The sequence below is a fragment of the Candidatus Poribacteria bacterium genome, from assembly GCA_026706025.1.
Classification (GTDB): domain Bacteria; phylum Poribacteria; class WGA-4E; order WGA-4E; family WGA-3G; genus WGA-3G.
The window spans coordinates 81,740-93,774 of the sequence record JAPOZO010000056.1 but is presented as its reverse complement, the minus strand read 5'-3'; the positions used below and the strand labels follow the sequence as shown (position 1 = coordinate 93,774).

Below are 12,035 nucleotides of genomic sequence, written 5' to 3'. Positions count from 1 at the left end.
ACCATGCATCAGGCAACACAGTTTGACAAGTATCGTGCCGAACTGCTTCGGTGGAATGCGCGTATAAATCTGACCGCAATCACAGATGAGAATGAGATTGTTCATAAGCATTTTCTTGATTCCTTAAGTGTTTTGGAGCATATAGCAGTAAAAAAAGGGGACGCTGTGATTGACATCGGGACAGGTGCTGGATTTCCAGGAATCGTCCTGAAAATTTACGTGCCAGACATCCGATTAACGCTTGTTGAAGCATCAGAAAAGAAAGGGAGTTTCCTAAAATTTCTAATCTCGCAATTAAACCTTTATCAAGAGGTAAACGCTCATCAAAAGGTAAACGTTGAGGTATTGACTGAACGGGCGGAAGTTTGTGCACGAGATCCGGATCGTGTTGGTGCCTACGATTGGGTTTTCACCCGTTACGTCGCAACGCTTCGGGATTCTGCTGTGTACTGTCTGCCGTTCTTGAAACCGACAGGAAAGTGGGTGGCTTACAAACTTGGGCAGGAAAGAATAGATACTGAAATTGATGACAGCACGACGCACATGAGCGCGCTTGGTGGAAACATTGAAACCGTTTTCACAAACCCAAAATTCAATCGAAGTTACGTTGTGGTGCGCCGCAGTAACACATGAGCACGGGGAAGATACTGTTTCGTCCGCTTAGAGCCTATCTCATAAATACGACCCTGCACACGATACGATCGGTTTAGAACCATACTGGACCTTACTTAAAGTGGTGGCGTTTTCTCTTTCATAAAGGCATTTATGCGAGGCGAGGTCTCTGCTTCGTCTCTATGCTATTTATGAGTTGCGGTTGAACTACAACACATGGCGACAAAGAGCGAAAAAACACGACATCCTAAAGAGGGATAGTAAGGACGAGTGCTATGAATTTTGATACAACAATCGGAAAGGAAAACATTTCCACCCTTCATATAGAAGGCAAGATTCTTGGGAATGCCACAGATACGTTTCGCAAGGAAATGGAGATGCAGCTTCAAACGGGGCATGATAAATTAGTCGTTGACTTGACGAACGTCCCGTTAATTGACAGCAGCGCGTTGGGGGCAATAGTGACGACCTTGAAGTCCTGTCAGGAATTGGGCGGAAAACTGGTGCTACTCAACCCTCAGAAGGCTGTTCAAGAAGTTTTGGAGGTGACGCACCTCTCAACCGTTATTGAGATCTATGATACGGAGGAGTCCGCGCGCAACGCTTTCATGTAACAGGAAAAATGGGACATATCGAGGACATGCATTGCAGAACCTGGCTCAACAGAAAGCGCGTTGTCCGGCACTATTCTTGGAAACATGGAAAACAAAAATCCTACGAAGCGTTTTCGGTTTAAGGTCGGGTTACGCGGTCAACAGGTCGTACTTTTTCTGTTAGTAGCACTTATGCCGTTGTTCGCTATTTCATTAGCGATCAAGGTGTTAGGTGAAAATGCATTAAAAGGTACCGTCGGTGAAAACCATGTGCTGCTCGCACAAGAGAAACTCGCCCGTGCCGATAATGCCATCTCCGAGAAAATCGCAAAGGTCGAAGCTGAACTCTCAAACATCCGAGCGGCTGTTGTGCGATCTAACACCGCTGATGGCGCAGAGGGTGTATTTTTTGACGTTTGGACGCAACTCGTTGATAGTATCCGCTTGCTTGAAACTTATGCCGGTGATAAAACAGAGGTAACCATTACAAATGCATCCGGACATGTCCTCCGATCAAACAATTTGAGCCTGGAGTACTTTACACGAAGAGGCATGCCCCATCGCGTGAACAACACAACCTGGTGGCAAAGAGCATATAACAACGGTGTAGGCTACCTATTCGCCGAAGACATCCACTATGACGCATTACGGAAAGTGCATCTACTTCCAATCGCACTTCCAATACGGACGGTTTCTAAAGCCGTCGCTGCATCAGAGGAAAATAAAACAGTCGGTGTGCTGAGAATTGTTCTGGTACTCCCCGAACTTCAAGACATAGTCGAATCCAGTTCGGAACTTGAAGGAACGCACACTATTTTAACAAACGAATCGGGGAAAATCATTGCCGCCTCATCTGAAAGCGGGTACCCTGTAGATACCTACATAGAGATGAACAACGCAGCAGAAGAGGCGATTATTGAGGCGAAAAAAGGCGAACAAGGAAAATACTACGATTATGAAGCCGACGGTGAAACAGATAGTTTCAATGAACCGCGGGTCTATGGTTGGGCGCGAACCCAACCTTCACCTATAGAACGGTGGAAGGAGCGACAAAACTTCAGCAACTGGATAGTTTTTATTTCACGGCCGACTTTCTCCGCTTATGCAGGTGTCGTAGAATTAAACAAATATATTTTTTATGTTACCATTGTGTCAAGTTGTATCGTTGTATTTATTGCATGGTGGGCAGCGCAACGGATAGCAACACCTATATTAAAAGTCGCACAAGGGGCACGTAGCATTGGGCAGGGCGAATTCGACAGCGAAATCGTCGTTGACAGTGATGATGAAGTCGGCGTTCTCGCTGAAGAATTCAATGAAATGCGGCGGAATTTGAAGACCGCAGTTGACAAACTGACGCAAGAGGAGAGAAAACTTACTGCCATCGTTGATAACCTCGGTGAAGGACTGATTGTTGTTGAACCTTCGGGACGTGTGCTCTACGTCAATCCTGTAGCTGAACGGCTCCTTAATCTCGGGGAAACCGGTGACTATGACAATTTTATTTCGCTCGATACTGAAGGCGGGACAATCCGCTGGACAAAGGTATTAGCACCAAACGAGGAAACCCAAACTCCAGACACGAGAACCGTCGGTATGAAAATTCTGTCTTCTTCGCAACGTGAGATGACACAGCATCAAACATTTATTGCGGAAGTGGATGTCAATGGACACCAGCAAAACACTGACGATGCTCGGATACTTCGCATTATCGCAAGCCATTTTCCTGATGAGAGCAACAACATCGCTGGCACGGTCTACGTCTTTGATGACATCACGAATGAACACGAAATAGAGCAGATGAAATCGGAGTTCGTCTCTCTCGTCTCGCATGAATTGCGGACACCACTGACATCCATCATCGGTTTCATTTCGCTCATACTCGATGGAAAGACTGGCGAAATTAATCAGAAACAATATGAAAGTTTGAGCCGCGCACACCGCCAATCAAAACGACTTGCTGCGCTCATCAATGATCTGCTTGACATCTCCCGGATTGAAGCCGGACGTATTGAGATGAAGCAGGAGCAGGTACAGATAGACTGGATAGCAAAACGGAGAATCGAAGAACTCCGTCCACAAGCAGATGAAAAAACTATATCTCTCCTCTTGGAGACACCGGTGAATCTACCCGTGATGATTGGCGATGCTGACCGGATTGGACAAATTTTTATTAACCTCATCGGAAACGCCATTAAATTTACACCTGATAACGGAAAGGTGACGGTCAGAATATCAAAATCTTCTGCTGAAGTGCCCCATCCCGATGATCGGGATCGGGCGGCTTCAGAGCAGAACGGGGACGAAAGCAACGGTTTCCACGTTGAAGTTATCGACACAGGACCGGGTATCCCCGCTGACGAAAGAGAAAAAGTCTTTGATAAATTTAGACAACTCGGAAGTGTACAGACGCGGCAACAGGGCGGCACCGGCTTAGGGCTTTCAATCGCATCTGGAATTGTTGAAGCACACGGTGGAAAATTATGGGTGGATACCGGGGATAACGGACACGGATGCAACTTCCAGTTTTTCATTCCGTTGGAAAAGGGCAAAAATGGCTGAAACGATTTTAGTGGTTGACGACGATCTTGATATACTCGAACTCTTAAAGATGAACTTAGAGCCGGAAGGGTACAATGTGCGCACTGCAAGTGATGGCGAGAGCGCAGTGCAAAGCGCACGCACAGATCCACCCGATCTTATCCTTCTCGATGTAATGATGCCCCATAAAGACGGTTTCCAAGTCATTGAAGAACTCAAAGACATAGAGGAAACAAAAAATGTCCCTGTCATTTTAGTTACAGCGCGCGGACAGACAGAGGATAAAGTCCGCGGTTTGGATACAGGTGCTGACGATTACATCACCAAACCCTTTGACTTACGCGAGGTAACCGCACGCGTTGAAGCTGTCCTCGGTAGAACTCGACCCATTAAATATATCAATCCACTTATGCGCGCAATGGGCGAAGGGTTTAGTGAGGAAGGATTGGAACAACTCGCAGGGCATCTACAAGCCGCCGCTGCAATTCAGAAAAAATTGTTACCCGAAAAAGCACCGAATCTCGACGGCTTTGACATCGCAACATTACTGCAAAGTTCTACATCTGTCTCCGGCGATTTCTACGACTTCATCCCACTCAGCGAAACACAGATTGGGATTGTTCTCGGAGATGTAAAAGGGAGTGGCATCCCGGCAGCACTGTTGATGGTAATGATTCGGACAGCACTCCGCTTACTCTGTCATGAGGAAGACACACCTGCTGCAATCCTCAAACGGATTAATGACTTAGTGGCGCGTGATACTGAGGCAGATCTGTTCGCAACGATGATCTACGGCATATTAGACACCGCAACCGCAACCTTTACATACGCAAATGGCGGACACTGCTATCCACTTCACTGGAACAATGCTCGGAGTATAGATGTTTTAAAAACAGGAAGTATGTTGATAGGCGCATTTGAGGAAGCAACCTTCACGACCAGCACCTGTCTTCTCGCACCTAACGATGTTCTTGTGTTCTATACGGATGGTATCACTGAAACGGCGGCGGGTGACGCGCCGGTTTCCGATGGAAATCACAGCGGGCCCGCAAATTCAGAACAGGATGACATGTGCCAAGATGCAATACTGACCGATACGTTCTATGGCGGTGATAGGCTTGCTGCCTGTCTCTCCAAAAACGCGGCACTGTCAGCATCGGCGTTATGCGAAGCGATTGTTAACGATTTAGCACACTTCAGTGGAAGCACACAAACCCATGACGATAGGGCTTTAATTGTTATAAAACGCGACGTTTAAATCAGAACGGGCATGCAATGTGGTATTGCCCGCAGAACAAACAATGAGAGATGGGACAATTCTTAATCCTGTCTTGTAGGCACCCTTGGAAACCGTCCAAGGGTATAGAGAAGGAGCTTCAAACGTGGGCGAGAGAACTGAACAGGTTATTACGCTTTCTCTCCCAAGCTCAATGCGACATGTTTATCTCCTCAAGGCTGTTGTCACTGAAATCTTGAAAGAGACGGATTTTGATGAAGACACCCAAGAGCGGATTAACCTTGCTGCCATTGAAGCGGGTACAAACGCGATCGAAGAACTCAGCGATAGAGAGGATCCAGGCAAACCAATAATGTTTCGGCTAACTCTTACTGGAGGTGAACTCACCATTTCCACTGTTGACGAGAGTGAGGAATCCATGCACAAAGCGTCCGAAACTGAACAGGTTATTACGCTTTCTCTCCCAAGCTCAATGCGACATGTTTACCTACTTGATGTCGTCGTTACTGAGATTTTGAAAGATTCGGATTTCGCTGAGGAGATCCAAGAGCAGATTAACCTTGCTGCCATTGAGGCGGGCACAAACGCGATCAAACACGGAAATAAAGAGGACCCAAGCAAAAAGGCGATTATGCAGTTCCTTCTCGATGAAGATAAATTCACAATTATCATCGAGGATGAAGGCGAGGGATTCACACGCAAAGAAGTTGCTGATCCACTTGACCCAGAGAATTTGCTCAAAAGCAGCGGCAGAGGCTTATTCTTGATGGAAGCCTGTATGGACGCTGTTACTTACGAAGCCGACGGCACCATTATCAAAATGGTTAAATATAAGGAAGCAGCGGAGGCAGAGTGATATTCGTTCCCCGATTTTCGTGGATTGAGTGACACTAAGCGCACCAGGAAATGTCTTAAGACCTATTTTATCTAATACATCCAAATCTTTTCCTCATATTGGATTCAAAATGTAAGGTATTGAATCCCTTTAAAGTGGATAAGCATGGAATCACATCTTATAATTGCGCCTTCAGGTTTGGGGTATCCCATATTTTTGAGGAATTATCATGCAAGTCAATGTTCGAAACAAAGGCAGTATTACAATTTTAGATATTGAGGGAAAAATTATTGGACCAGATGCTTTAGCTCTTAAATCCATTATTGATCAACAGATTCAGACACTGAGTAGCGAAGCAGAACATGGCGAAAATCTTAATTTAATTTTAAATATGGAGCGTGTCCAGATGATGGATAGCACCGGCTTAGGGATACTCGTCACTGCTTATACCACTATCCGCCGGAATGAGGGACGCGTGGTGCTGCTAAATCTTGGCGGCAACATCAGAAGTCTTATTGTTATGGCTAAACTGATGACCATTTTTGACTGCTATAATACAGAAGCAGAAGCCATCGGTCATTTCCTATAGGTTTAATAGTTATCAGTTTTCAGTACGATTTTTTCTACGAAAAAATCTTTCAGTTGTCAGAAAGAATAGCAGTCAGCAATCAGCAATAGGCAGTCAGTTTTAAGAGTTATCAGTCTGCCTCACAGTGAGCGTTAAAGAGGTTTGCTGTTGCTTGAACACTAACCTCAACGGTCCTCCACAAAAACCGTCTTAACTGACAACTGACAACTGATAACTGATAACTATTTCCCCTGACAACTGACAACTGATAACCCGTACGCTGAAAACTACCAAAAAATATGGAAACAAGCATCTCTACTGACGCAGGACAGAGCATCAATTTATGGCATAAATGCACAGTGTGCAAGGAAGTTGTTTTCAGAGGCGAACTCGAACGGAACCTCTATATCTGCCCACACTGCGGCGCGCTGTTCCCTCTACTCGCCGAGAAACGTCTCGAATACCTGTTGGATGATCTGTCAGTCGCAAAAATCAGTTCAACCAACGCTGCTGGCCTTACCGCCGAAGGGACGATTTCAGAATATCCGGCGTGTCTCTTCATCGCTGATATAGATGTGATTCCCGCAGAGATTGATGTGTCCCTGCTGCTGGCGGCCATTGAAAACGCCTTACACAAACGAATGCCACTGATCACGATCGTCGCCTGCCAACCGGAGGGATATGAAGATACATTGAAAGAAACCCCCTACTTAACAATGCAAATGGAACAACTCGCGGAGGCTTCGCTACCGCATATCACAGTTATGACTGAAACCGAGGTGCACCCACTCGCGACGCATCTCCCTATTGGCGAATTGGTTATCGCGGAAGGGACAGCGACCATCAAAAAACCGGCACCGCCGAACCTACAACCCGCACCACATGCTCCAGAAGAACAACTCATCATGCAGGCACCCACATTAAAAACAGGCATAGCACCTGATATAAGCGTTGATTGCTATGTCCCGCGCGAGGAACTCCCAAACGTATTAGGGCTATTTCTAAAATTTTTCTCGCCATAGTTGATTGACACCACACCACCTACAATTTACGGGTAAAAATGGAACAAAACGTTTCGAGCGACGTTATGAGGACGTTCAGCACTCTCGAGAAAAAATCCAATCGAACCGCTTTCATCACACAGAAGTTTGAAGAGATCTTCAGGGGTCCTCCTACGTTCATCGCATCCGCCCCCGGCAGAGTAAACCTTATCGGTGAGCATACTGATTACAATGACGGTTATGTGTTTCCTGTCGCGATTAATAAATATCTTAACATCGCTGCGCGTAAACGATCTGATCGGCGTGTCAGGCTATACGCGCTGGATGTAGACGACTCTTGGGAATTTTGCCTTGACACGGTGAGCACCATACCGCCACAGGCACCCGCTTGGAGTCACTATCTCATCGGTGTTGCATCTCTCCTTCTTCGGAAGTCACGCGATCATGATCATCGTGATGGCGTGCTTCCGACAACATCACGGAGAGAAATCGCTGGGATAGATGCACTCATCACAGGGGATGTGCCAATTGGCGCAGGGTTAAGTTCTTCAGCCGCGCTTTCAGTCGCTGCAGCACTTGCTTTTTTAACTGCAGGTTCTGAACTTGAAACAGTAGCATTGGAGGATAACAAGAAAGACCTCGCAGCGTTGTGCCAACGCGTAGAACATGAATTTGCTGGCGTTAAGTGTGGTATCATGGATCAGACGATTTCGCTGTTAGGACAAGAAAACCACGCACTGTTCCTTGATTGTCGTTCGCTTGAATATGAGCATATTCCGCTCAATTTGGCAGCGCACGCTATCGTGATTTGCAATACGAAAATAAAACGCGAACTCGCTGCCTCTGAATACAACAAACGGCGCGCGGAATGCGAAAGAGGTGTGGATATTCTGAGTCGGTGGATACCCGGTATCTCTTCACTACGTGATATCGCGCTAACGGATTTCAAAAAATATGAAGAAGAATTACCAGCATTAACACAAAAAAGATGCAGGTATGTAATTGAGGAAAATGCACGCGTATTAGATGCGGTTTCCGTTCTTAAGGGACATAGCCAAAGCACATCGGATAAAACAGATGAATCGCTTCGACAATTTGGGAGTCTAATGAACGCCTCACATAACGGGCTGCGGGATGATTACCAAGTCAGCTGCAAGGAGTTAGATCTACTCACGGACATCGCACGTAGCATCACTGGCGTAATTGGGAGTCGTATGACGGGCGCAGGGTTTGGTGGATGCACAGTCAGTATTGTGCATCAAGACGCTTTGGAGACATTCCAGACCCGTGTAACAACGGAATACCACAAACAGACCGGCATTGAACCTGAAATTTATCTCTGTAATGTCAGTGACGGCGCACAAGTTTTTCGGCTTTTTTAAGTATTAGGTTTCTGCTCCGATTTGTCCTGCTTCGCAGTGAGAACCAAATCGGGTTTCTGATGAAAAAACCAAAAACGTAAGCCGTAATGTAATAGAGTTCTCGCTGCGAAGCACCTACGGAATGAGACTTCAAGTGTCAAACCCACCTAACCGAACCACAAGGAACGTTAAAAATATCGAAAAAACGGAACATAGTATCGGCGTTGACCTTGGCGGAACAGATATCAAGGCTGGATTGGTTTCATCGGTAGGAGATATCTCTTGCCGCGTGGTAGTCCCGACAGACGTAGAGACAGGCGGTCCCAAGATAGTTGCATCGCGGATTGCTGAAGCGGTTCGCCAAGTGCTTGTGAAAGCAGAAACGCATGGTATCCACGGCATATCAAAGTCCGACTCGGCACAGGAACCTACGTTAAGCAGCACCAGAGAATTTGAAACAGACGACGTATACGAAATTGGCGTTGGACTCGGTTCACCGGGACTTATCATCGCTGAAACAGGGGTCGTCCACTTTTCGCCGAACTTTCCGGGGTGGAGCGATATCCCCCTTGTTACTTATGTAAACGCAGAACTGGCGAAACTACAGTCCTCACATACCGATAAAAAGTACAAGCCGATACTGCGCGGCATGGACAACGATGTGAATGCAATGACTTTAGGTGAACTTCATCACGGGGCAGGTGTCGGCTATAAGAACCTTGTCGCGTTGACGCTCGGCACAGGCGTTGGTGGCGGTGTGGTAATTGATGGTGAGGTCTATCACGGAAGCCAAAATACGGCTGGCGAATTGGGGCATACTGTCGTTCAACCCGATGGACGTTATTGTGGGTGCGGTAATCAAGGGTGTCTTGAGGCTTATGCCGGTGCGAAAAATATCGTGGAACGCGTCCAAGAGAAAATAGCAACTGGACGCAGCACCACTTTAACCACCGCAACAAATGCCGGAACGACATTAACGCCGCGGATGATAGCGGAAGCCGCACAAGCAGGGGACGAACTCGCAATTGAGATTTTTGCTGAAACAGGGCGATATATAGGCATTGCCCTCACCTCAATAGCACATATTCTCAATCCTGAAATCGCGATCATTGGCGGTGGCATCGCAGAAGCTGGTGAGAAACTGCTCTTTGAACCCATCCGTGCTGAACTCTCTAAACGGGCGATGGATATACCGGGGCAAATGAAAATTGTAAAGGCACACCTCGGAAATGATGCTGGCATTGTGGGGGCTGCGATGCTTGCCTTTGAGGGTGAGAAGCCAGCGTTTTAAGACGTAACCTGCAGGTTTCCTGTCCTGAGATGCGCGCGTTGCCGGGACCTGCTGCAGAAAACTTGTAGGCGCGCCGTGGAGAATATCAATGAAAAATAAGACAAATTGGCTGAAAACTTTAGACACCGGGCAAAACTGCCATCCCGACGAAGACCCGGTTGATCGGAAAATTGCCGAGCTGCCTCGCGTGTCTGTCTTACAAATTTTAGCGGTACTCTGTTTAGCATCAATTCCGTTAAGCTGTGCCAAGGTGCCAGATTTCATAAAAGATACCTTCCAACCAGAGATGATTGTCCCTGTCTTTGATCCAGATGCTCACATTATGCCCCAGACAGGCACCGTCGGTTATCTCAGAAACGGCATCAAGGTAATGGTGGTCCCGCTCAATGATGTGAAGGCAGTTGATGCGTTCGGTGTCTTTATCTATAACGGGACCAACCATTGGGTCTCTTTCAAAAAGAAGGATTGCCAGATGCTTGATGGCACCGGGAACGTTACAAAACCCATTGACAAATCGCAGCAATCCTTTTATCTGAAGAAGAATTTTAGACCGAATCTGCCACCTGAATTTGCGGCAGAAGTCTTCCGATGGGACAAGTCCATCAGAATACAAGGTGCCCCAGCAGTCCTGCCTCGAGCAGACATTGAAAGAACAACAGTGATGCCGAAGCAATACGCGAGATTTTTCCTCTACTTCCGCAAACGAAGTATTAAGTATAGCAGCCTACGGATCATTGTGCCGAGAGTCACAAGTGATTTCAATAACCAACAAACGACATTCGTTTTCAAATTTAGGGTACAACGCGGCTAATCTGAGTACTCCGCTTACCAGTTACCAGTTACCAGTTACCAGTTACCAGAAGGGAAGCTTCTTTACTGGTTACTGGCTACTGGCTACTGTTAACTACTCCTTCTGTTTGCTGCTCATCGTCCTTTGTTTCGGTTGTGCGCTACCTGAAAGTGAAATCGCGCAGCCGGGGTCCCCACCTGTTACTGGGAAGGGGCAGATTGAAATTCTCCCATCGAACCGTGAACGCACACCGCTTCCTATCGTCGGTATTCGCTACGTTAAAACCCTTGGCACCCCTGGACAAGGCGCGGGTGAATTTCAGATGCCCTTGGGACTCGCAATAGATGAATCGGATAGGCTCTACATCGCCGATGCCGGGAACAACCGAGTACAAGTTATTGATGCCACTGGAAATTACATCACGGAATTCGGAGGACGCGGGTGGCAGACAGGTGAGTTTGATCATCCATCAGACATAGCCTTGAGTTTCCAGCGGAGTTACCGACACCTCTATGTCGCAGACACACGGAACAATCGGGTACAATACTGCAATTTCATTGATCAAATTTTTTATCCGCTCAGTCAGAGTATTGAAGGCACCCTGTTAGACCAACCCGAAGGCATCGGTATTGGACGCAATGGCGAGGTGTATGTTGTGGATACCGGTAATCATCGCTGGATTGAATTTAACGTTGCGGGGGTTCCAGTTGTCGCACGCGGCAGCTTCGGGGGTGGTACGGAACAATTCTGGAATCCTACAGACCTCGGTGTTGATACCCAGGGGAATGTTTACGTTGTTGATACAGGTAACCATCTCATCAAAAAATACGACTTCAGCGGCAATCCTATCAGTGCTTGGGGTGGTGAAGGAGACAGGCTCGGGCAGCTGCGGGAACCGAAGTGCATTGTCTTAGACGATTGGAATTATCTTTACATAACGGACAGCGGTAATCGGCGTATCCAAGTCTTCGCACCTGATGGTAAGAGCATCACAGAATTTAGCACCCCTACGCTCCTTGAACCGATAGGCATCGCAGTCTCAAAAAGTGGACGCGTCTTCGTGAGCGATGCGGAAGCGAATAATATAAAAGTATTCCAAGTCTTCCGTAAAAAATAGCCATCGGCTCTCGGGGCGGTTTTTCTGCGAAAAACCTTTCGGCTGCCGGTAAAGAAAAAAGGCGTTCTGTAACGCTTGCGTCTTTGCTG

General features: G+C 47.0%; 11 protein-coding genes. All 11 read left to right on the top strand.

Going from position 1 to position 12,035, the window contains the following annotated elements; genetic code table 11:
• Window positions 1-3 precede the first annotated feature (3 nt).
• The 11 genes from rsmG (at window position 4) to OXH00_12960 (ending at window position 11,946) form a co-directional block, all read left to right on the top strand.
• The gene (gene rsmG, locus OXH00_13010; protein ID MCY3741935.1) at window positions 4-633 is read left to right on the top strand and encodes a 16S rRNA (guanine(527)-N(7))-methyltransferase RsmG; all 630 of its coding nucleotides are present in this window, start codon (window positions 4-6) and stop codon (window positions 631-633) included.
• A gap of 254 nt (window positions 634-887) precedes the next feature.
• Window positions 888-1,226, top strand: a complete 339-nt coding sequence (locus OXH00_13005) for an STAS domain-containing protein (protein ID MCY3741934.1) — start codon at window positions 888-890, stop codon at window positions 1,224-1,226.
• A gap of 84 nt (window positions 1,227-1,310) precedes the next feature.
• Window positions 1,311-3,767, top strand: a complete 2,457-nt coding sequence (locus OXH00_13000) for an ATP-binding protein (protein MCY3741933.1) — start codon at window positions 1,311-1,313, stop codon at window positions 3,765-3,767.
• Window positions 3,760-5,004 carry a SpoIIE family protein phosphatase gene (locus tag OXH00_12995; GenBank protein MCY3741932.1) on the top strand — a complete coding sequence of 415 codons (1,245 nt, stop codon included), beginning with the start codon at window positions 3,760-3,762 and terminating at the stop codon, window positions 5,002-5,004. The genes OXH00_13000 and OXH00_12995 overlap by 8 nt, the downstream gene beginning before the upstream one ends.
• A gap of 124 nt (window positions 5,005-5,128) precedes the next feature.
• Window positions 5,129-5,839, top strand: a complete 711-nt coding sequence (locus tag OXH00_12990; protein ID MCY3741931.1) for an ATP-binding protein — start codon at window positions 5,129-5,131, stop codon at window positions 5,837-5,839.
• A 208-nt stretch (window positions 5,840-6,047) separates the two neighbouring features.
• On the top strand, window positions 6,048-6,407 hold the full coding sequence (locus tag OXH00_12985; GenBank protein ID MCY3741930.1) for an STAS domain-containing protein: 360 nt from the start codon (window positions 6,048-6,050) through the stop codon (window positions 6,405-6,407).
• A 278-nt stretch (window positions 6,408-6,685) separates the two neighbouring features.
• Entirely contained in the window at window positions 6,686-7,408 is a 723-nt protein-coding gene (locus OXH00_12980) for a hypothetical protein (GenBank protein ID MCY3741929.1), read from the top strand.
• Window positions 7,409-7,446: 38 nt separating this feature from the next.
• Window positions 7,447-8,769 (top strand): galactokinase, encoded by a 1,323-nt coding sequence (gene galK / locus OXH00_12975; GenBank protein ID MCY3741928.1) that lies wholly within the window; start codon window positions 7,447-7,449, stop codon window positions 8,767-8,769.
• Window positions 8,770-8,902: 133 nt separating this feature from the next.
• Entirely contained in the window at window positions 8,903-10,039 is a 1,137-nt protein-coding gene (locus OXH00_12970; protein ID MCY3741927.1) for an ROK family protein, read from the top strand.
• 88 nt (window positions 10,040-10,127) lie between these two features.
• Window positions 10,128-10,850, top strand: a complete 723-nt coding sequence (locus OXH00_12965) for a hypothetical protein (protein MCY3741926.1) — start codon at window positions 10,128-10,130, stop codon at window positions 10,848-10,850.
• A complete protein-coding gene (locus OXH00_12960; GenBank protein ID MCY3741925.1) occupies window positions 10,792-11,946 on the top strand; it encodes an NHL repeat-containing protein in 1,155 nt (384 codons plus the stop codon). The genes OXH00_12965 and OXH00_12960 overlap by 59 nt, the downstream gene beginning before the upstream one ends.
• Window positions 11,947-12,035: the final 89 nt, after the last annotated feature.

Coding starts and splice junctions, on each gene's coding strand:
- rsmG (MCY3741935.1), top strand. CDS start 4: ATGCATCAGGCAACACAGTTTGACAAGTATCGTGCCGAACTGCTTCGG.
- OXH00_13005 (MCY3741934.1), top strand. CDS start 888: ATGAATTTTGATACAACAATCGGAAAGGAAAACATTTCCACCCTTCAT.
- OXH00_13000 (MCY3741933.1), top strand. CDS start 1,311: ATGGAAAACAAAAATCCTACGAAGCGTTTTCGGTTTAAGGTCGGGTTA.
- OXH00_12995 (MCY3741932.1), top strand. CDS start 3,760: ATGGCTGAAACGATTTTAGTGGTTGACGACGATCTTGATATACTCGAA.
- OXH00_12985 (MCY3741930.1), top strand. CDS start 6,048: ATGCAAGTCAATGTTCGAAACAAAGGCAGTATTACAATTTTAGATATT.
- OXH00_12980 (MCY3741929.1), top strand. CDS start 6,686: ATGGAAACAAGCATCTCTACTGACGCAGGACAGAGCATCAATTTATGG.
- galK (MCY3741928.1), top strand. CDS start 7,447: ATGGAACAAAACGTTTCGAGCGACGTTATGAGGACGTTCAGCACTCTC.
- OXH00_12965 (MCY3741926.1), top strand. CDS start 10,128: ATGAAAAATAAGACAAATTGGCTGAAAACTTTAGACACCGGGCAAAAC.